The sequence below is a fragment of the Streptomyces ficellus genome, assembly GCF_030406405.1.
In the GTDB taxonomy this organism is placed as follows: domain Bacteria; phylum Actinomycetota; class Actinomycetes; order Streptomycetales; family Streptomycetaceae; genus Streptomyces; species Streptomyces ficellus_B.
This window is the reverse complement of the sequence record NZ_JAUEPL010000033.1, coordinates 41,626-61,677: the sequence shown is the minus strand read 5'-3', so window position 1 is coordinate 61,677 and position 20,052 is coordinate 41,626. Positions and strand designations below refer to the sequence as shown.

The 20,052-nt window shown below is 72.3% G+C and carries 14 protein-coding genes, 5 tRNA genes and 1 riboswitch; of the genes, 7 read left to right on the top strand and 12 right to left on the bottom strand.

Going from position 1 to position 20,052, the window contains the following annotated elements:
- The first annotated feature begins 52 nt into the window (after positions 1 to 52).
- The 3 genes from lhgO to QWM81_RS20915 all read left to right on the top strand — a co-directional run bounded on the left by lhgO (position 53) and on the right by QWM81_RS20915 (position 3,702).
- A complete protein-coding gene (gene lhgO / locus QWM81_RS20925) occupies positions 53 to 1,270 on the top strand; it encodes an L-2-hydroxyglutarate oxidase (protein WP_290113708.1) in 1,218 nt (405 codons plus the stop codon).
- A gap of 208 nt (positions 1,271 to 1,478) precedes the next feature.
- Entirely contained in the window at positions 1,479 to 2,243 is a 765-nt protein-coding gene (gene trmB / locus QWM81_RS20920; protein WP_290113707.1) for a tRNA (guanosine(46)-N7)-methyltransferase TrmB, read from the top strand.
- Positions 2,244 to 2,376: 133 nt separating this feature from the next.
- Positions 2,377 to 3,702 carry a PrsW family intramembrane metalloprotease gene (locus QWM81_RS20915; RefSeq protein ID WP_290113706.1) on the top strand — a complete coding sequence of 442 codons (1,326 nt, stop codon included), beginning with the start codon at positions 2,377 to 2,379 and terminating at the stop codon, positions 3,700 to 3,702.
- Positions 3,703 to 3,883: 181 nt separating this feature from the next.
- Here QWM81_RS20915 and QWM81_RS20910 read toward each other — a convergent pair whose 3' ends face one another.
- From QWM81_RS20910 to QWM81_RS20870, 9 genes are all read right to left on the bottom strand, one after another.
- On the bottom strand, positions 3,884 to 4,999 hold the full coding sequence (locus QWM81_RS20910; RefSeq protein WP_435372407.1) for a M23 family metallopeptidase: 1,116 nt from the start codon (positions 4,997 to 4,999) through the stop codon (positions 3,884 to 3,886).
- 11 nt (positions 5,000 to 5,010) lie between these two features.
- Positions 5,011 to 5,145: riboswitch (cyclic di-AMP (ydaO/yuaA leader) on the bottom strand.
- Between the two features lie 226 nt (positions 5,146 to 5,371).
- Positions 5,372 to 6,613, bottom strand: coding sequence for a PP2C family protein-serine/threonine phosphatase (locus QWM81_RS20905; protein ID WP_290113705.1), 1,242 nt, complete (start codon positions 6,611 to 6,613; stop codon positions 5,372 to 5,374).
- 206 nt (positions 6,614 to 6,819) lie between these two features.
- Positions 6,820 to 6,893: transfer RNA gene (locus QWM81_RS20900), tRNA-Met, on the bottom strand.
- 53 nt (positions 6,894 to 6,946) lie between these two features.
- A tRNA-Lys gene (locus QWM81_RS20895) sits at positions 6,947 to 7,022 on the bottom strand.
- A 113-nt stretch (positions 7,023 to 7,135) separates the two neighbouring features.
- Entirely contained in the window at positions 7,136 to 10,207 is a 3,072-nt protein-coding gene (locus tag QWM81_RS20890) for an FG-GAP-like repeat-containing protein (protein WP_290113703.1), read from the bottom strand.
- 135 nt (positions 10,208 to 10,342) lie between these two features.
- On the bottom strand, positions 10,343 to 11,263 hold the full coding sequence (locus tag QWM81_RS20885; RefSeq protein ID WP_290113701.1) for an FG-GAP repeat domain-containing protein: 921 nt from the start codon (positions 11,261 to 11,263) through the stop codon (positions 10,343 to 10,345).
- A 203-nt stretch (positions 11,264 to 11,466) separates the two neighbouring features.
- Positions 11,467 to 13,722: a DEAD/DEAH box helicase gene (locus QWM81_RS20880; RefSeq protein ID WP_290113700.1), complete on the bottom strand. Its 2,256-nt coding sequence runs from the start codon at positions 13,720 to 13,722 to the stop codon at positions 11,467 to 11,469.
- A 218-nt stretch (positions 13,723 to 13,940) separates the two neighbouring features.
- Entirely contained in the window at positions 13,941 to 14,567 is a 627-nt protein-coding gene (locus QWM81_RS20875) for a hypothetical protein (RefSeq protein WP_290113699.1), read from the bottom strand.
- A gap of 85 nt (positions 14,568 to 14,652) precedes the next feature.
- The gene (locus QWM81_RS20870) at positions 14,653 to 15,003 is read right to left on the bottom strand and encodes a metallopeptidase family protein (protein ID WP_290113698.1); all 351 of its coding nucleotides are present in this window, start codon (positions 15,001 to 15,003) and stop codon (positions 14,653 to 14,655) included.
- Positions 15,004 to 15,062: 59 nt separating this feature from the next.
- Between QWM81_RS20870 and QWM81_RS20865 the strand changes: the two genes are divergently transcribed.
- The 4 genes from QWM81_RS20865 to QWM81_RS20850 all read left to right on the top strand — a co-directional run bounded on the left by QWM81_RS20865 (position 15,063) and on the right by QWM81_RS20850 (position 16,970).
- On the top strand, positions 15,063 to 16,607 hold the full coding sequence (locus QWM81_RS20865) for a metallophosphoesterase family protein (protein ID WP_290113697.1): 1,545 nt from the start codon (positions 15,063 to 15,065) through the stop codon (positions 16,605 to 16,607).
- Between the two features lie 80 nt (positions 16,608 to 16,687).
- Positions 16,688 to 16,760, top strand: a tRNA-Glu gene (locus QWM81_RS20860).
- A gap of 39 nt (positions 16,761 to 16,799) precedes the next feature.
- Positions 16,800 to 16,874 (top strand) — tRNA-Asp (locus tag QWM81_RS20855).
- A 22-nt stretch (positions 16,875 to 16,896) separates the two neighbouring features.
- A tRNA-Phe gene (locus tag QWM81_RS20850) sits at positions 16,897 to 16,970 on the top strand.
- Between the two features lie 89 nt (positions 16,971 to 17,059).
- On the opposite strand, the gene QWM81_RS20845 is transcribed toward QWM81_RS20850, so the two are convergent.
- The 3 genes from QWM81_RS20845 to QWM81_RS20835 form a co-directional block, all read right to left on the bottom strand.
- Positions 17,060 to 18,262 (bottom strand): site-specific integrase, encoded by a 1,203-nt coding sequence (locus QWM81_RS20845; RefSeq protein WP_290113696.1) that lies wholly within the window; start codon positions 18,260 to 18,262, stop codon positions 17,060 to 17,062.
- Positions 18,262 to 18,459 carry a helix-turn-helix domain-containing protein gene (locus tag QWM81_RS20840; protein WP_290113695.1) on the bottom strand — a complete coding sequence of 66 codons (198 nt, stop codon included), beginning with the start codon at positions 18,457 to 18,459 and terminating at the stop codon, positions 18,262 to 18,264. Before QWM81_RS20840 ends, QWM81_RS20845 begins: the two co-directional genes overlap by 1 nt.
- A 177-nt stretch (positions 18,460 to 18,636) precedes the next feature.
- A complete protein-coding gene (locus QWM81_RS20835) occupies positions 18,637 to 19,800 on the bottom strand; it encodes a DUF3631 domain-containing protein (protein WP_290113694.1) in 1,164 nt (387 codons plus the stop codon).
- Positions 19,801 to 20,052: the final 252 nt, after the last annotated feature.

The window sequence follows — 20,052 nt, the reverse complement described above, 5'->3', positions numbered from 1 at the left end:
TAAGGCCATTGTCAGTGGGCCAGTGCACTATCTGGGGTGGGAGGTGGCACACGTGTCCGCGTACGGCAGTGATCGTTCCGAGCGGTTCGACTGTGACGTGCTCGTGATCGGCGGCGGGATCGTCGGGCTGTCGACGGCGTACGCGATCTCGCGCGCCGCCCCCGGGACCCGTGTGGTGGTGCTGGAGAAGGAGCGGGGGCCGGCGCGGCACCAGACCGGGCGCAACAGCGGCGTGATCCACAGCGGTATCTACTACCGGCCGGGCTCGCTCAAGGCGCGGTACGCGGTGCGGGGCGCCGCCGAGATGGTGAAGTTCTGCGCGGAGTACGGCCTGCCGTACGAGGTGACGGGGAAGCTGATCGTCGCCACCGAGCGGACCGAGCTGCCCCGGCTGCACGCACTGGTCCAGCGCGGCCGGGAGAACGGCATACCGGTGCGGGAGCTGGGCCCGGCGCAGATCAGCGAGTACGAGCCGCGCGTGCGGGGCCTGGCGGCGATCCATGTGGGTACGACCGGGGTGTGCGACTACAAGGCGGTCGCGGCCCAGCTCGCCGAGGCGTCCCGCGCGGACATCCGGTACGGCGCGGAGGTCACCGCCGTGGACCGGCGCCCCTGGGGCGTCGCCGTCCGTACGGCCACCGGAGCGGTGGTGCGCGGCCGGGTGCTGGTGAACTGCGCGGGGCTGCACTGCGACCGGGTGGCGCGGCTCGCGGGCGACGAGCCGGGCATGCGGATCGTGCCGTTCCGGGGCGAGTACTACGAGCTGGCCCGGCCGGAGCTGGTGCGGGGCCTGGTGTATCCGGTGCCGGACCCGGCGTTCCCCTTCCTGGGCGTGCACCTGACACGGGGAATCGACGGGGGCGTCCACGTCGGGCCGAACGCGGTACCGGCGCTGGGCCGCGAGGGGTACGGCTGGTCCTCGGTCCACCCGCGTGAGCTGGCCGGGACGCTGGCCTGGCCGGGGGCGTGGCGGATAGCGCGGCGGCACTGGCGGTACGGAGCGGGAGAGCTGCGCCGGTCGGTGTCGAAGCGGGCGTTCACCGAGGCGGTACGGCGGCTGCTGCCCGCGGTGACGGAGGCGGACCTGCGGCGGGCGCCGGCGGGGGTGCGGGCCCAGGCGGTGCTGCGGGACGGCACGCTGGTCGACGACTTCCTGATCCGTGAGGCGACGCGGACGGTCCACGTCCTGAACGCCCCGTCCCCCGCGGCGACGGCGTCCCTGCCGATCGGGCGGGAGGTCGCGCGGCGGGCACTGGCGCACCTGGGGTAGCGGGGGCCCGGGCGCCGGGGTGGCACGCGGGACGCGGGACGCGGCACTGCGGGGGGCGCCCGCGCGGAGCGCCGGGCGAGCCGGGCAAGCCGGGGAGCGGAGCCTCGCGTGCACCGGGGACGCCGGGGAGCGGAGCCGCGCGTGCGCCGGGGAAGCCGCCCGGAGCGGAGCGCCTTGTGCACCGGGGAAGCCGTAGAATTCGGTCATTGTGTCTGAGTCCCGTGAAACCGCCTTGCACCGTCGCCCCAAGGGCGCGCCCCGTTTCCCCGAGGGTCCGGCGCCCGACCCCGCCGGGTCGCACTTCGAGCGGCGGATCCGCAGCTTCCAGCCCCGCCGCAGCCGCGTCACGGCCGGGCAGGGCGACGCGCTGCGGCGGCTGTGGGGCGTGTGGGGCCTGGACATCGACGGGCAGCGCGTCCTCGACCTGGGCGAGATGTTCGGCGGGCTTCCGGTCGTCCTGGAGATCGGGTTCGGGATGGGCGAGGCCACCGCGCAGATGGCCGCCGACGACCCGTCCACCGGCATCCTCGCGGTCGACGTCCACACCCCCGGCCAGGGCAACCTGCTCGCCCTCGCCGAGAAGGCCGGGCTGAGCAACGTACGCGTGGCCAACGGCGACGCGATCATCCTGCTGCGTGAGATGCTGCGGCCCGGCGCCCTCGACGGCGTACGGGTGTACTTCCCCGACCCGTGGCCCAAGAAGCGGCACCACAAGCGGCGGCTGATCCAGTCGGAGTTCCTGAGCCTGGCCGCCTCCCGCATGAAGCCCGGGGCCGTCCTGCACTGCGCGACGGACTGGGAGCCGTACGCCGAGCAGATGCTGGACGTGCTGAGCGGGCACCCCGACTTCGAGAACACCCAGCCCGATGGCGGCTACGCGCCCCGCCCCGCCTTCCGGCCGCTCACCCGGTTCGAAGGGCAGGGCCTGGACAAGGGGCACGTCGTCCACGACCTGCTGTTCACCCGCGTGTGACCACGCGCGTCACACACGACGCGCCCGGCACCTGAGGCTCCCGGCACCTGGCGCTCCCGCGCGTGACGCCCCCGGGTGCGCCCGGTGGGCAATCCCGTCGCGGGCTGTCAGTGGCGGTCGTTAGGGTCGTTGTGTGTCCCACTCGTCCACGCACCACCGCCCGCCGTATCCGGCCGTCCCGGCGTACGAACCACAGCCGTCGTTCGACGCCGTGCCGGACCGTGCCCGCTGGCGCTACAAACCCCGCCGCGCCCTGTGGCGCAGCAAGGTGGTGCAGGCCGCCGCGGTGGCCGTCGTGCTCGCCCTGTGCGGGCTGGTGATCCTCGCGCTCGTCCGCGAACAGACCGGCACCCAGGGCTTCCTGGTCGGCCTGGGCCTCGCCCTGCTGCCCGTCCCGCTGCTCATGGCCGCGTTCCGCTGGCTGGACCGGGTCGAGCCGGGCCCCTGGAAGAACCTGCTGTTCGCCTTCGCGTGGGGCGCGTGCGCCGCCGCGCTCGTCGCGATCGTCGCCAACACCTTCGCGACCCGCTGGATAGCCACCGCCACCGCCGACCCGGCGTCGGCGGACACGCTCGGGGCCACCGTCATAGCGCCGATCGTGGAGGAGAGCGCGAAGGCCGCCGCCGTGCTGCTCATCTTCGTCTTCCGCAGGCGGGACTTCACCGGGATCGTCGACGGCGTCGTCATCGCCGGGTTCACCGCGACCGGCTTCGCCTTCACCGAGAACATCCTCTATCTCGGCAACGCCTTCGGGGAGGACCAGCAGTTCGGTACGTCGGGGTTCGCGTCCGTCACGGCCGCGACCTTCTTCGTACGGATCGTGATGTCGCCGTTCGCGCACCCGCTGTTCACCGTCCTCACCGGCATCGGCTTCGGCATCGCCGCGATAACCGCGCGCCACAAGAGGGTCCGCCGCGTCGCGCTGCCGGTGCTGGGACTGGCCCTGGCGATGGGCATGCACGCGCTGTGGAACGGCTCGGCGGCGTTGGGGCCCTGGGGTTTCTACGCCGTGTACGGGGCGTTCATGCTGCCCGCGTTCGGGCTGCTGACCTGGCTGGCGATCTGGTCGCGCCAGCGCGAGCTGCGCACGATATCCGGCGAGCTGCCCGCGTACGCGGCGGCCGGCTGGCTCACCCCCGCCGAGCCGCTCGCGCTCTCCTCGATGCGGGCGCGCGGCCTGGCCCGCGGGTACGCGGCGCGCTGCTACGGTCCGGCGGCGTCCCGCGCGGTCGGCGAGTACGAGGCGTTCGCCACCTCACTGGCGTTCCTGCGCCACCGCGCCCGCCGCGGGGTGGCGGGCCCGGACTTCGTGGCGCGCGAGCAGGAGCTGCTGCACCACCTGTGGCAGCGCAAGGAGATAGCGGGCCCCGCGCTGACGTACGCGGCACAGGTCACCGGCCGGGTGTGGACACCGCCCCCGCACCTCAACTACGGCGGCTACAACCCGTACCGGCACTGACGGCACTGAAGCATGAAGGTGCTCGCCCGCCCCCTCGGCCCGGGCGCTTCGGCCCGGGCGCTACAGAGCGGGACTCTTCCGCCCGTCAGCACCCACCGGAACCGATCGGTGAAAAACCGGCAGCCCTGGCGTCGGGGGGTGTAGCGCCAGAGCTGCCGGGGTCCGTCATGGGCCGCGCCGACTAGACCGTGAGGCCCTTGCCGCGCAGCCACGCCATGGGGTCGATGCCCCCGCCGCCCGCCGTGTGCACCTCCAGGTGCAGGTGCGGGCCGGTCACATTGCCGGTGGCGCCGACGCGGCCGATGGTCTCGCCGGTGGCGACCTTCTGGCCGGCACCGACCGTCATCGAGGAGAGGTGGCAGTACCAGACCTCCGTGCCGTCCTCCAGCTCCAGGACGATGCGGTAGCCGTACGCGCCGGACCAGCCGGCCGACTTGATGGTGCCGCCGTGCACGGCCTTGGCGGGCGTGCCCGTGGGCGCGGCGAGGTCGAGGCCGGTGTGGTAGCCGGAGGACCACATGGAGCCGGCCTGGCCGTAGGTGGAGGTGATGGTGTACGAGGAGGTCGGCAGGGACCAGCTGCCGGCGAGCTTGGCCAGGCGTGCCGCCTCCGCCTTGGCGGCGGCCGCCGCCTCGGCCTTCGCCTTCTCCTCGGCGGCCTGTTCGGCGGCCTTCTCAGCGGCCTTCTCGGCGGCGCTCTGCTGGGCCTTCGCCTGGGCGGCGGCCTGCTCGGCGGCGGCCTTCTCGGCTGCCGCCTTGGCCTCGGCGTCGGCGGACGCCCGCTGCTGCTCGGCCTGCTGGAGGATCCGGGCGCGCAGGGCCTCGCCCGCGTCCGCGCTGCCGCTCTGCTGCCCGGCGGCGGTGTCGGAGCCGGTGAGGGCGGCGGCGGTCAGCGGCGCGACGCCGGCGTCACCCGAGCCATCGGAGCCGGAGTCGGAGCCGGAGCCGGACTGGGAGCCGTCGGCGTCGTCGGATATGAGGGCGCCGATGCCGGGCAGGGAGTCCGCGTCGGGGAGGGAGATCGAGACCGGCGGCTTGTTCTGCGCGGTGGCCATGCCGCCCGCGCCGACCGCCGCGATGACACCGACGCCGAGGACGGTGGAGCTACGGGCGAGGCCGCCGCGCTGCTTGACGACGCGGTGCCGTCCGCGCACGGGGCGGACGGTCTCCTCGGTGGGGTTCCATTCCTCCCACTGCCCGTTTAGGGGCGCGGCGTCCGGGATACCCGAAGAGCTGAACGAGCCGGTTGCACCGGTGGGAGCATAAGGGGCTTCGGGGGCAGGCCTGTTGGACGCCACGGGGGCGCACTCCTTTCCTTCCTTCTCGCCTACCGGGTTAGCTGACGGGTTCGGAGCAGGAAGGTCTCCTACGGGCCTGGTTCGGCCCGATTCACCCCAAGGTGGTGGTTCCCCGGTTCCCTTGCGGAATTCGGCGCACGCGCGCGGTGCCGTCTCTTGCGACGGCTGGGACGACCGCGCTGCGTTATCGAACGTTAATAGACGGGGGCTCCGGATTCCAAGCCGTTCCTACTGATCATTAATCACACGGCCCCGGGACGTACCGGGCCACATCCAGGCACATCCGGGCGAATTGACCAGTCGTCAGAAACATTCACCGAACATCAGATTTCTGACGGTACGTCAATTGTTATGCGCAGTGACACCTGGCCACTACGCTCCGTGCCCGGGCACCACCGGCATCGTGCGCCGCCGCGCCGGCTGCCCCTCCGCGGGCCTGCTGACCGCCAGCAGCGCCAGGTCGTCGGTCGCCCCACCGCCCGTATGCCGCCGTACGTCGTCCACCAACGCGTCCAGCAACGCGTCGGGCCCCGGGAAGATCCGCCCCGCGAGCCGCTCGACCGGGTCGTAGAAGACACCGTTCGCGTCGCGCGCCTCGGACAGCCCGTCCGTGTAGAGCAGCAGCGTCGCCCCCGCCGGGTAGGGCACCTGGTACGCCCGGTCCGGCCACGTCCCCAGGTCGGACATCCCCAGCGGCAGCGCGGGCTCGGCCGCCTCAAGCAGCTCGACGCGCCCGTCCGCGTACAGCATCAGAGGCTCGGGGTGCCCCCGGTCGACCACCCGCACCACGGCCTCCCCGCGCGGGATCTCCGCCAGCACGGCCGTGGTGAACCCCTCGACCGCGTCGAGCCCGTCGCGCCGCGTCCCCTCCCGCGCCAGCGCCCGCTCCAGCCGCTGCGCCACCCCCTCCAGCGAGCTCTCGTGCTCGGCCGCCTCCCGGAACGCGCCGATCACCACCGCCACCGCCTCGACCGCGCCCATCCCCTTCCCCCGTACGTCCCCGACCACGAGCCGCACCCCGTGCGGCGTGTCCTGTACGGCGAACAGGTCGCCCCCGATGAACGCGTCCGCCTGCGCCGCCTCGTACCGCGCCGCCACCTGCAACCCGCCGATCCGTTCGGCGGGCGTCGGCAGCACGGCCCGCTGCGCGGTCTCGGCGATCACCCGGGCGGAGGCGAGCCGTTCGCCGCTGCGCCGCACGACGCGGTTGATGAGCAGCGCGAGCGCCGAGACCGTCACCACGGTGAGGACCTCGGTCAGGGCGGGGGCCTCGCCGAGCGTGCCGTTGACCAGGTGCAGGGCCAGCACGGCCAGCACGGCGACGGCACCCGCCAGCGCGGTCGCACCGGGGGCGAAGAAGGGCGCCGCCACGAGCGGGGCGGCGGCGAACAGCGGGATGGCGGTGAAGCGGGGCGGGGTCGCCAGGTCGTACGCCACTCCCCCGGCGATCATCAGGGCGGGCACCGCGCGGATGAACCGCCGGAGCCCCTCCCGGCCGCCACGGTTCCCGCGACCGCCACCACCGTTCCCGCGACCGCCGTTGCCCCGGCCGCGGTTGCCCCGGCCGCCGTTGCCGCGGTCGCCGCCGTAGCCGTCCCGTGCTCGCTGCCCCACCACTGGTCTCCTGCCCGGTCCACCCACGGCTGCGGACGGTACCGCGCCCCGTCCAGGCTGGCCGGAGCCGCGCCGCGCGGCGACCCGCCATCCGCCGACCGGGCGACCCGACCCCAGCCGGCCCAACGGAATCCGACCCGACAGCACATGCGCCCAGCGCACATGGCGAAGGCCCGGTGCGCAATGCACCGGGCCTTCGTCTTCAGTAGCGGGGACAGGATTTGAACCTGCGACCTCTGGGTTATGAGCCCAGCGAGCTACCGAGCTGCTCCACCCCGCGTCGGTGAACACCACCTTACGCCATCCGGCGCACGATCCCTAATCAGTTTTCGCTGGTAGGCCGTGTGGGACTCGAACCCACAACCAACGGATTAAAAGTCCGCTGCTCTGCCAATTGAGCTAACGGCCCTCGGCGAGTCACCCCTGAGCATAGCCCCACGGCGCCCGGCATCCGATCGGGTATCGGGTGAACGGGCGCCGTGGGGGAGCGAAAACGTGGCCGGCCGTACGCGTCAGTAGAGCTCAGTAGAGCGCCGAGTAGCGCTGCCAGCCCGTTCCGATGTGGACCGTGCCGCGGAACGAGCCCTTGCCGTCGCCGCTGTTGCGCAGCAGTTTGCCGGCGGCGTCTCGCGAGACGAGGTCGTTCTTCCCGTCCCCGTCGATGTCACCGGCGCCCACGAAGGCGTTGCGCCCGGCGCCCCAGTCCTTGAAGACGAGCGCCCGGGCCTTCAGCGTGCCGGTCCCCGTGCCGTCGTACCGCCACAGTTCGCCGCCCGCGTCGCGGGCCAGCAGGTCGCCGCGTCCGTCGCCGTTCAGGTCCCCGGCGCCGATGAGGGTGAGCCCGCCGAAGGAGCCCGCGAGCTTCACCCCGCCCTTCAGGCCCCCGGCGCCGTTGTCCGCGTACAGGTACAGGGCGCCCGTGGAGCGCTGGCGGGCCAGCAGGTCGGCGCGGCCGTCGCCCGTCAGGTCACCGGGCGTCAGGAGCGCGTTGAAGGCGTTGAAACCGGCGCCGATCTTCGCCTTGGGCGCGGTGGTGGCCGGGATGCCGTGGCAGCGGCCGCTGTAGCGGTGCAGCTCACCGGCGGTCGTCCGGACGACCATGTCGTTGCACCGGTCGCCGTCCATGTCCCCGAAAGGCAAAACGTGGCCGGTCTCCGTCCAGCCGCCGGACTGGGCCGACGACGAGCCGGAGTCGGAAGCGGCGGAAAGGCCCTCGTGTGCCGTGAGGACGGTCATGCGCTTGCTGAACAGCTCGGCGACGCCGTCGCCGTCGTAGTCCCGGAAGGGCGTGGCCCCGCCCGAGACGGCGATCTTCCCGCCCTGCACCACGCGCGAACCCTCACCCGCGTCGGCGCTCAGCGTCCAGGTGTACGTTCCGCCGAGCACGACCCGGCCGTCGTCACCCTTGCCGTCCCAGGACGCGGAGATCCGCGCGCCCGTGCGCTCCGTGGAGGCGACGGGGGAGGCGACGGTCCGTACGGTACGGCCCGCCCTGTCCTTGATCGCCACGCTCCAGCGCACCGGCGGCCGAGACAGCTGCCAGGCGGCGTCCCAGGTGTGGTCCTGGTCCGCGCCCGCGTTGATCCGTATCCAGGTCTCCGGCTCGGACTCGACCAGCCCGACCGGCGTGCGCGGCACGCTCACCGGCTTGATGTGGACGCGCTGCTCGGCGTCCGTGTACGCGACGTGCCCGCCGAACTCGTCCACGGCCCACCGCGCGTCCACGGGCACTTCGGCGAAGGGCGACGTCGTCGCCGTACCGCTGCCGGTGTGGAAGTCGGTGAGCCTCAGGCTGCCGCCGTCCTTGTGCACGAGGAAGCCGTCGCCGAGGCGCGAGTCTCCGGGCGGGACGGCCGGTACGGGCGTGTTCTTGCGGGTCTTCTGGTCCCAGACGCCCGCCTTGCCGGTGCCGCAGCTCCAGTGGAGCCAACGGCCGACCGCCTGGAGCTGGTTGGGCACACAGCCCGAGCCGAGGGCCAGATCGGCCGACCGCTTCCTCGACTTGAGGTCGTACCAGCTGACGCTGCCCATGGTCCTGCCGGGCGTCCACAGGGTCGTGCCCCAGACGGTGGCGGCGGTCACCGGGCGGGCGAACAGCACATTGCCGTCGCGGTGCTTCTCCAGGTCACCGACGTACTGCTTGCCGTCCGAGCCGTTAATGACCGCGTAGCGGCCGGTGGTGTCGAGGATGGTGCTGCCGGCCGGTACGTCGATCGTCTCCAGGCTCGTGTCGTCGATCGGCACGTGCACGGCGCCGCCGGATGCGGCGTACGCGGTACGTCCGGTGCCGAGGGCGTGCAGCGCCAGGGGCGCGGCGTGGGTCATCCGGAAGCGCAGCGTCCGCTCACCGATGGCCGGGGTGCCGGTGACGGCCAGGTCGTGGTCGTACAGGGCGGTGAGGGCGGCGCCGTCGGCGTCGGCGACGTAACTCAGCTTGCCGCCGCCCAGTGCCAGCGCGTCGATCCTCGCCGCCACGGGCGGCACCTCGCGGACCGTGGACACGACGGGCTCCCCGCCGGGCGCGGCCGTGACGCGCCGCACCGCCCAGTCCTTCGCGCCGCTGCCGCCGGTGACGAGCACGCTGCCGTCCGGCGCGATCGCGAAGTGCTCCTGGGAGTGGCGCAGCAGCTCGCGCGGCTCACCGCCGCCGACCGGGATGGCCTCCAGCCGCCCACCCGGCGTGTACCGCTGGGCGTACGGCTCGACGAGCCGGCTGAAGAGGATCCAGTCGCCGACCACCGCGAACCGCGCGAAGGTCCGCTCGGGGCTGGCCGGTTCCGGCATGGTGAGGGTGACGGGCGCGGCCTCGGGGTGGCGGCGGTCCAGGCTGGTGACGGTGGCGTTCTCGTACGGGTGGGTGAGCAGGTGACGCTCACCGAGCACGATGGGGGCCCCGACGACGAAGGGCTTGGGGAGCACGGTCAGGTGCCCGGACTCGTGGTCGAGCAGGTACAGGGAGGAGGCGCGGTCGGGTCCCTCGAGAGCCAGCACGGCTCCCCCGCCGTCCTGCTGGCGGTTGTGCACCCGGGCGCCCTTCACTCCCTGCGGCACCCCGGTGACGGGCCGGGCCTCGGTGGCGCCGTCGACGGTGCGCAGCACGCTCATCGCGCTCACCGAGCCGTCCACCAGCTGGTACGCGGTGATGGAGTCGGCGGTGTACGCGCCGGTCCAGACGTGCCCGGCGGGCAGCGTCACGGTGGTGATCGCGCCGGTGGCCGGACTGGTGATGCGCACCGGCCGGGAGCCGTCCGCGGCCGCCTCCCCGAGCACCGCCCGCAGCCCGGAGTGCCCGGACGCGGCGGCGGGCGTGACGCCGCGCGTGTCGCCGGTGGCGTAGTCGGTCCACAGCGTGCCCGTGCTGCCCTCCTGCTGGTGCAGGAACCCGGTCGCCCCGGCCTCCAGCACCGTCTCGCGCCTCGGCAGATAACGGACGGGCGCCGGCAGGACGGCTTCCCCCGCGGTGTCACCGTCGCCATAGACAGCGGAGGCGGAGGCGGAGGCGGAGGCGGAGGCGGAGGCGGAGGCGGTGAGCGGGCCGAGCCCGGCACCGGCGCAGGCGGAGACGACGACGGCGATGACGGCCGCGCGTCTCATGGCGGATCGGTGGGTCACTGAGGTTTCCTCGGAAAGAATGCGGGCCGGTCCGGGTGGTCGCCGGCTCCGGCCGGCCGGCTGGCTGGCTGGCTGGCCGGCTGGCTGGTGGAGCGGGCAGGAGCGGGCAGGAGCGGGCTAGTAGAGCGCCTTGAAGCGCTGCCAGCCGATCGCGATCTTCACGGTCGACCGGAAGGAACCGGCGCCCTTACCGGCGTTGCGCAGCAGATGCCCGGCGGCGTTGCGGGAGATGAGGTCCGGTACGCCGTCGTTGGTGATGTCGCCGACGCCGACGAAGGCGTTGCGGCCCATGGCCCAGTTGCCGCCGAAGACCAGCGCCCGGGGCTTGAGCGTGCCGGCCGCGGTGCCGTCGTACCGCCACAGCGAGTTGGCCCGGTCGACGGCCAGCACGTCGCCCACGCCGTCACCGTTGATGTCCCCGGCGCCGAAGACCGCCCGGTACAGCTTCCAGTTGGTGCCGATCCGGCCGCGCGCCTTGAGCTTGCCGGCGCCGTCGTTGGCGTACAGATACATGTCCCCCGTCGCCGCCTGCCGCGCGACGAGGTCGGCGTGGCCGTCCCCGGTGAGGTCCCCGGGTGAGGTGAGCACGTTGAATTGGTGCCAGCCCGTGCCGAGCCGGGTACTCATGTCGAGCTGGCCGCCCCTGCCGGGGTCGCAGTGAACCTCCTCCTTGTAGAGGTCGCCGTTGGCGCGGCGGGTGAGCAGGTCGTTGCAGCCGTCACCCGTCAGATCGCCGAACGGCACCACGTGGGTGAAGCCACTGCCCCAGTACGACGGGTGCGCCCGCAGGCTTCCCGTACCGCTGCCCCAGAAGAACGACAGGCTGCCGTCCTCGTTGATGACCACCAGGTCGCCCGCGCCGTCGGGCAGGCCGGAGAAGTCGCGCCACTCCGCGACCGGCAGGGACGCGGCGGACGCGGCGGACGCGGCAGACGCGGCGGACCCGAGGGGCGCGGCCGGCGCGGCGGTGGCGTGCGTGGAGACCAGTCCGGCGGTCAGCGACATGGTCAGAGCGGCGGACGCGGCGGCGCGCGTCAACACGTGACGGTTGATGGGTTCCCTCCCCCTGAAAGGCGCGGGGGAAGCGGCGTCGGCAGCCCACCGCTGAGACCTGCGGCCCGGGACGCCCCCCTTGCCGTGCCCCCACCGCAAGTGGGCGGATCGTAACAGTCGCCGCATGAGCAAAAGGACAGGGCCCGTACCTCTGTACGAGATACGGGCCCTGCTCAGTGGGTTACGCGTCAGCCGTTGCGCTTCCAGCGCGGCTTGTCGTCGCGGCGGCCGGCGCCGAACGAGCCGGAGCCGGAGCTGGAGCCACCGCGGTGGTCGTCACGGCGGCCGTAGGGGCGCTCGTGGCCGCCGGAGCGGAAGCCACCGCCCGAGGGACGGTCGTCGCGACGGTCACGGTTGAACGGACGGTCGCTGCCACGGTGGCCGCCGGTGGGGCGGTCGTCACGGCGCTCGTCGCGGCGGAAGCCACCGGCCGGACGGTCGTTGTCCCGGCGGAAGCCACCGCCGGAGGGACGGTCATCGCGGCGGAAACCGCCGGAGGGACGGTCGTTGTCCCGACGGAAACCGCCGCCGGAGGGACGGTCATCGCGGCGGAAGCCACCGGCCGGACGGTCGTTGTCCCGGCGGAAACCGCCGGCCGGACGGTCGTTGTCCCGACGGAAGCCACCGGAGGGACGGTCGTTGTCCCGGCGGTCGTTGTCCCGGCGGTCGTCACGGCGGAAGCCGCCACGGTCGTCACGGTCACGGTTGAACCCACCGCGGTCGTTGTCGCGGCGGAAACCACCCGAGGGACGGTCGTTGTCCCGGCGGAACCCGCCACGGTCGTTGTCACGACGGTCGTCACGGCGGAAGCCGCCACGGTCGTCACGGTCGCGGCGCTCGAAGCTGCCCCGGTCGTCCCGGCGGTCCTTGCGCTCGTACGGCGGGCGGTCCTCGCGGGACTCGCGCTCGCGCACCGGCTGCGCCGGCACGGACACCGCGGCCTCGACCTCGGCCACCGCGGCCTCCGTCACCTCGGCGACGGCGGCCTGCGGGTCCTCGCCCCGCTCACGGGCGGCACGGGCGACCAGGCGGTCGGCCTCCTCGCGCAGCTCCACGGCCCGGCGCTGGAGCCGCTCCAGCTCCTTGGTGAGGTCGGCGACCTCGCGCTCGGCCTGCTTGGCGGCGTTGTTCGCCGAGTCGGCCTGGACCTCGGTCAGCGACCGGGCGCCGGTGATCTCGGCGACCTCCGGGTCGAAGGCCCCGGCGCCGCCCACGATGTGACGCGAGGCGTCGACGCCCGCGTCCTCCATGAGGCGGAAGATCTGGCGGCGCTGGTGCGGCAGGGCCAGCGAGACGACCACACCGGACTTGCCGGCGCGGGCGGTACGGCCCGAACGGTGCAGGTAGTCCTTGTGGTCACCGGCCGGGTCCACGTTCAGGACCAGGTCGATGCCGTCGACGTGGATACCGCGGGCGGCGACGTCGGTCGCGACGAGCGCGTTGACGTAACCCTTCTTGAAGTCTTCGAGGACGCGCGTACGGGCGCCCTGCGTCATGCCGCCGTGCAGCGCGTCGGCCTTGACGCCGGTGTCCTGGAGCTGCTCGGCGATACGGTCGGCGCCCAGCTGGGTGCGGACGAAGATGATCGTGCGGCCCTTGCGGGCGGCGATCGCGGCGGTGACCGGGGCCTTGTCCTTCGGCTTCACGACCAGGACGTGGTGGGTCATGGTGGTGACGTTGCCCTGGGCGCTGTCGACCTCGTGGACGACCGGGTCGGTCAGGTAGCGCTTGACCAGCGTCGCGATCTCGTTCTCCATCGTCGCGGAGAACAGCAGGCGCTGGCCGCCGGCCGGAACCTGGTCGAGCAGCTCGGTGACCTCGGGCAGGAAGCCCAGGTCGGCCATCTGGTCGGCCTCGTCGAGGACCGCGACCTGGACGGCCTCCAGGGAGCAGGCGCCACGGTTGATGACGTCGCGCAGGCGGCCCGGGGTGGCGACGAGGATGTCGACGCCGCGCTCCAGGGCGTAGATCTGGTTGCTCATCGACGTACCGCCGCAGACGACCTTCATCTTGAGGCCGAGCACATCGCCGTACGGCTGGAGGGCGTCCGCGACCTGCATCGCGAGCTCACGGGTCGGGGTGAGGATGACGCCGCGGGGCTTCTTCTTGTCGGTGTGGCCGCCGGCCAGGGTGGCCAGCAGCGGCAGACCGAAGGAGAGGGTCTTGCCGGAGCCGGTGCGGCCGCGGCCGAGGATGTCCTTGCCGGCCAGGGCGTCCGGGATGGTCGCGGCCTGGATCGGGAAGGGGCTGGTCACGCCGTTCTGGGCGAGCTTGCGGACGACGCCCTCGGGCAGGCCCAGGTCGCCGAAGGTGACCTGCGGCTCGTCCGCCGTCTCCTGCTCGGGAGCCTCGTCGGCGACAACGCTCTCGTCGAGGTCGACAACGCTCTCGTCGAGGTCGTTGTTCTCGGGCATGACGGCGTGGTCAGGACTGAAAATGGACATGCGAAATGCGAAACCTTCCGGAGTCTCGGCACGCGCCCGTCAACTCCGTGTTTCGCAATTCGACCGCCTCTATGCGGTCAGCCACGGCAAGGGAGAGTACGCGCCACACGCGGCGCTCTCGGTAATGGCGCCGGGCAAAGGGGAACATGGGATCAAACGATCTACCACCATACGCACTCCCCCCCACCCAACGCAAACCGACCCCGTCACACCCACCCTCATGCCGGCGCGACCTGCGGTGATGCCACCGGTTGCGACTCCCCGCCCGACGGTTCACCGTCCCGGCCGTCGACCTCCCGCCGGTCCGGGGCTCCCATGGCCTGCGTACGGGTGTCGGCGGCCGGCGAGGCGGTCGGCGGCTCCGAGGGGTCCGGGCTCGGTTCGGCCGGCGGCGTCGGCGTGGGCGTCGGCTCCGGCGGCGGGGTGGGCTCCGGAGGCGTCGGCTGGTGGCTGGGCGAGGCCCCGCCGTCGCCGCCGCCCCCACCGGTCGGCGACGGAGCGGGCGGGCGCGCGGGCCGCGCCCCCGGCTTGCCGTCCGCCGAGGGCCTCGCGGACGGCTTCGCGGAGGAACCGCTGGGCTCGGGCGACGCACCGCCGTCCTCGTCCGCCGCGTCCGCCTCGTCCCCCGGGTCCTGTCCGGTGCGTACGTCGTGCCGCCCGCCGCCCGGCACCTGGACGACGCCGTCCCGCTCGGCCGCCGCGGCGCCCGTGGGGCCGGCGGACCTGGCGGGTGCGGGCTTCTCGCTCTCGTCGGACACGCTCATGCAGCCGCTGACGGAACCTGCGGAGGCCGCGACCGCCAGTGCGGTGACGGCCCATCGGACGGGAGCGGGCAAATGGCGCACGAGGGCACCTCCATGGGTGCGGGACGGGGTTTCCCTGCCCAACTCCCCACGCCCCACAAGGACACGCCCGCCCGCCCGGCGCCTGTCAGCCGTATCCCAGCTCGTGCAGCCGCTCGTCGTCGATGCCGAAGTGGTGGGCGATCTCGTGCACCACGGTCACCTCCGTCTCGGCGACCACGTCCTCCCGCGACTCGCACATCCGCAGCGTCGGCCCCCGGTAGATGGTGATCCGGTCGGGCAGCACGCCCGCGTACCACTCACCCCGGTCGGTCAGCGGAGTCCCCTCGTACAGACCCAGCAGATCCGGATCGTCGGCCGACGGCTCGTCCTCCACGAACACCGCGACGTTGTCCATCAGCCGCGTCAGCTCCGGCGGGATCCTGTCCAGCGCCTCGGCGACCAGTTCCTCGAACTCCTCGCATGTCATCTCCAGCACGCGGCCATTCTCCCGGATCGCCGGGCATAGCGGCCCACCCGCATGGGCATACGGCGGCCATGCCCCGAGCCGTCGTCCGCGCCGCGTACCACCGCGTACTGCGTCACTACCGCTCCCACCGCACCGGCCCCACCAGCACCCTCGTCCATGACCCGCACCCCTACGTCCGCGCCCTGGGCCTGGTCGCCGTCGTCCTGCTCGGGGCCTGGCTGGGCCTGCTGATCGTCGGCAGCGTCCGCGCGCCCGTGGGGCCGATGGACACCAGCATGACCCTGCGCCCTTCCCTCTCCGGCGGCACGAAGATCAACGTGTCGCCGCTGGGGGCGCTGGAACTCGACTCGCACACCGCCCCCATCCGCCTCGACGTGGACGTCGACCAGCTCGACCCCGTCCGCGCCCATGCCCTGGTCGAACACCCGGAACGCATCACGGGCCTCCAGGAGGAGATCACCCAGGACGTCGCCGACGGCACCCGCGAGCTGGCCCTGCGCTCCTGCGTCGCCGTCGTGGCCGGCGCCACCGCCCTCGGTCTCGCCGTCTACCGCCGCCCGCGCCGCGCCCTGGCCGCCGGCGGCCTGGCCCTCGCGCTGCTGGCCGCGTCGGGGGCGTCCGCGTTCGCCACGTGGAACCCCAAGTCCGTCCTGGAGCCGAGGTTCTCCGGACTGCTCACCTCGGCTCCGTCCGTCGTGGGCAACGCCCGCTCGATCGTCAGTGAGTTCGACGTCTACCAGAAGGAACTCGCCCTCCTGGTCACCAATGTGACCAAGCTGTACGACGCGACCTCGACGCTCCCCACCTACCAGCCCGACCCGGGGACGATGCGGGTGCTGCACGTCTCCGACATCCACCTCAACCCCGCGGCCTGGGAGATCATCCGCTCGCTCGTCGAGCAGTACCGGATCGACGTGATCATCGACTCGGGCGACACCATGGACCACGGCTCCGCCGCCGAGAACGGCTTCCTCGACCCGATCAGCGACCTCGGCGCGCCGTACGTGTGGGTCCGCGGCAACCACGACTCGCAGGTCACCCAGCGGTACCTCCAGCGGCTCAAGAACGTCCACGTCCTCGACAAGGGCCGCGCCGTCACGGTCGCCGGCCTCCGGGTGGCCGGCACCGGTGACCCGCAGTTCACGCCGGACCGCTCGGTGGTGGCGGCCGGTGACGACGCCGAGCTCGCGGCGGGCGCGGAACTCGCCGCCTCCCTGCGCGAGCAGCGGCGGGCGGGCACGCCCGTGGACATCGCGGTGGCCCACAACCCGGTCGCCGCGCGCCAGACGGACGGCGAGGTCCCGCTGGTCCTGGCGGGCCACGTGCACCGCCGCGAGACGGAGGTGCTCCCCGGCGGGACCCGCATCAAGATCGAGGGCTCCACGGGCGGCGGTGGCCTTCGCGCGGTCCAGAACGACAAACCGGAGAAGGTCCGCGCGTCGGTGCTCTACCTGGACCGCGACACGCGCCACCTCCAGGCCTGGGACGAGATCACCCTGGGCGGCCTGGGGCTCACGACGGCCGAGGTCAGCCGTCACCTGCCGGACGACAACCAGCCCGGCGCCCCTTCCCCGAGCCCGCCCCCGACACCCTCCGCAGCCCGCTCCCCGTAAACCGTTTTGGCGATCGGTCCCGCCATCCCATATGCTTCTCACGTCCCCGACGCGCTGAGAAGCGCCCAGGCGGGCCATCAGCCCTCATCGTCTAGTGGCCCAGGACGCCGCCCTTTCAAGGCGGTAGCACGGGTTCGAATCCCGTTGGGGGCACGCATCACCGTGTGCGAGACTAGTGCTCGCACAATGCTTGGTCCTGTGGAGCAGTTTGGAGTGCTCGCCACCCTGTCAAGGTGGAGGCCGCGGGTTCAAATCCCGTCAGGACCGCTGCGACTCGAAAGAGCCGCGTGGCTGGGTAGCTCAGTTGGTACGAGCGTCCGCCTGAAAAGCGGAAGGTCGCCGGTTCGACCCCGGCCCCAGCCACCGCCGCCCTACCAGGGCAAACACCCCCATCGAAGATCTTCGGTGGGGGTGTTCTCGTGTCGGTTACGCCAACCGGTACCCCAACGGGGTCAGGAGAGGGCGTCTCCGAGCTTCCGCAGTGCCTTGCGCTGCTCGTCCAGCGACGCGTGGGCGTACACCTTCATCGTGACCCCGATGTCGCTATGGCCGACGATCTGCCGGACGATGTGCGGCGGCGCCCCCAGGTCCAGCAGCAGGGACACGGCCGAGTGCCGGAGATCATGGAAGCGGATATCCAGCCCCAGTCGCTTCCGGAGGGGGTGCCAGCTCCGCCGGAGATTGTCCGGCTCCAGTGGCGTCCCGATGCGGGACGTGAACACCAGCCCATGTTCCTTCCACTCGATGCCGGCGGCGGCTCGCTCCTGAGCCTGCCGCTCCTTGTGGTCGACCAGTGCCTTGGTCACGAATGGCGGAAGGGGGACCGTCCGGATGGAGGAAAGCGTCTTGGGCTGGACGAGCATCAGCTCCCCGTCGACCCGCTGGAGCGCCCGCTCCACGATCAAGGTCTCCCTGTCCAGGTCCACGGCGGCCCACCGCAGCCCCAGCAGCTCGCCCCGCCGCATCCCCATGACCAGGGCCAGGACGTACAGCGCGTGGAGCCGGTCCTCCTCGGATTCGTGGAGAAGGAGACGGGCTTCTGCGACGCTGAGCCCCTTCCCGGTGCCGTACGTGGGTGTGGGGACCTGGACGAGCTGGGCGACGTTCCGCACGATCAGCTCCTCGCGTACGGCGTTCTGCAGCGCGTTCCGCAGCACCGCGTGGATCGACTGCACCATCCGGCGGGACAGCAGCGTCTTGCAGCACTCCCCCGCCGCGCAGCACTCCGGTTCCCGCCGCTCCTTGTCCCATCCGTGCTTGCAGCACTGGCACTCGGAGGCGACGCGCGCGAGCCACGTACGGACCTCGGCTGCCCGGAGCGTCCGGATCTTCTTCCGGCCCAGTCCCGGGACGAGGTGGACGCGCGCCACGCTCTCGTACCCCTGGTACGTCTTGGGCCGCCGGTGGACCTTGACCACCTTGACCAACCAGTAGGTGAGGTAGTCCTCCAGGTTCATGTTCGTGTCCGGGACGGGGATGCCCTGGTTCTCCTGAGCCTGGAGTTCCGTGATCTTCCCGCGTACCTCGTCGCGGGTCTTGCCGTAGACGGACACCCGCTTACGGATGCCGCTGGTCGTCGTGACGTACACGCGACCGTGATACGTGCCGTCCTTCCGGATCGTGATGCTTCCCTCGCCATTGGCGCGCTTGGCCACTACGCGGCCTCCTTGAGCTGGTTCTGCATGAAGGTGTGGAGGGCGTCCGCCGGCACTCGCCGGGCACGGCCGACCGTGAAACTGGGGAGCTGCCTGGTACGGATCAGGTCGTAGACCTTGAACCGGCTGAGCTTGAGAGCCGCCATGACCTCGGGCACGGTCACGGCCGTGTGGCTCGTCGGGAGCGGGGCGCTCATCGGGGTGCCTCCTCGTCGGCTTGGCCGGGTCTCCGGCCCCCTCTGGGAAGTCCGCTACATCCGCTACACCGCTACATCGCAGGTCAGCGGGGAGTTTTGTGTAGCGGATAGGTCGCGTGTAGCGGCTACGCCCGTTCGCGGGGTGTTGGGGCGTAGCCGCTACATGTCGTGGTGCCGCTACAGATCCAGGGCCTCTGAGCTGGGCTGTAGCGGCGTAGCGGATGTAGCGGAGCCCTGGGGAGGGGGGCAGTAGCGCGCCCACGCGTCTTCCAGGTCCTTGGCGTGGAAGCCCTTGAGGACCCCGCCGGCGGTGCGGATGTTCCGGGACCGGATGGGCTCGTTGTCGGCCGTCATGTACTCGCCGACCATCCGGGACAGGCGCCGGTTGTCGAGGGGCTTGCCGTCCAGATCGGCCCATGGCGCGTCGTCCAGGGCGTTGAGCCGGTCGAGGATCGCGATGGTGGGCAGGCGGTCGACACCGATCAGCACGTGATCACGTAGGTCGGTGAGCAGCCGAATGCCCAGGCTGTGCTTGTCGGTGTACTGGGCGGCCCGTACGAGGGTCACGCACGCCTCGCGTGCCCGACGGGGCCAGTCACCGCCTACCGCGTCGGCGATGGCGAGGAGTGGCTCCCACACGTCCGCCGGCCGGTCGGTGATGCCTTCGGGCATCTCGGGCCAGGCGCCCATCACCCACCCACGGGCCTGTTCGGCCCACTGGGCGAGCCGTTCGCGCAGCTTGTGCCCCTCGGCCTCGTGGATCCGGGCGCGGAAGGCTTCCACCCGCTCGTTGCGGGCCCGGCGGCGCATCCGGATGACGATGGAGCGGGTCAGGATCGTGTCGGGCAGGGAGCCGAGCCCGGCGACGGCCACGGCGCAGTACGACGGGAAGGCTTGCACGGTCTGGTTGCCGCCGTCGCCGATGCACCGGTAGGTGACCCCGGAGCGGCGGTGGCCGGCGTTCAGGAATCCGCGAAGCTCCTCGTTGTCTCCGGCCTTGGGGCCAAAGATCGTGTCGATCTCGTCGAACAGGATCGTGGGACGTCCGTCCGCCCCTGACACGGCCCGAAACAGGGCGGCGGCGGACGCGTTCACCGCCACCATCGGATGCGGCACGAGCGTCTCAACGATCTCCAGTGCCCGAGACTTTCCCGACCCCGGTTCGGGTGACAGGAACGCCAGGCGGGGGGTGGAGTCGAAGCAATCCAGCAGGTGCGCGTGAGCGTCCCACAAGGCCACCGCCACGTAAGCGGCTTCGGTGGGGAAGACGTTGAACCGGCGGTGGAAGCGCTCTACCTCATCGAGCAGCGCGGCTCCGTCGATGTGCTGGTCATGGCTCATGCGGCGTTCCTCCTTTCCGTGGCGGTGACATGCGGGCATTGGCCGACGCGGACCCGTCCGGCCAGCCCGGTCACGGCGCTGCGGCCCCGGGCGCGTTCGTGGTGCCCGCAGTCGCACAGCCAGTCGGCGACCGGCAAGCCGTGGGTGCTGATGTGCAGACCGGGGCGGATGCCGCTGACGGTGGTCTGGTGCGGGTCAGGGCGAAGAGCTGAAGGGACGCCTTCGGCGACGTCCTTTCGGCCGCCTACGGCC

What these genes read in the sequence shown, in the direction of transcription:
- QWM81_RS20890 (WP_290113703.1), bottom strand. Translation starts at nt 10,207, where the DNA reads ATGAGACGCGCGGCCGTCATCGCCGTCGTCGTCTCCGCCTGCGCCGGT.
- QWM81_RS20865 (WP_290113697.1), top strand. Translation starts at nt 15,063, where the DNA reads ATGCCCCGAGCCGTCGTCCGCGCCGCGTACCACCGCGTACTGCGTCAC.
- QWM81_RS20880 (WP_290113700.1), bottom strand. Translation starts at nt 13,722, where the DNA reads ATGTCCATTTTCAGTCCTGACCACGCCGTCATGCCCGAGAACAACGAC.
- QWM81_RS20835 (WP_290113694.1), bottom strand. Translation starts at nt 19,800, where the DNA reads ATGAGCCATGACCAGCACATCGACGGAGCCGCGCTGCTCGATGAGGTA.
- QWM81_RS20840 (WP_290113695.1), bottom strand. Translation starts at nt 18,459, where the DNA reads ATGAGCGCCCCGCTCCCGACGAGCCACACGGCCGTGACCGTGCCCGAG.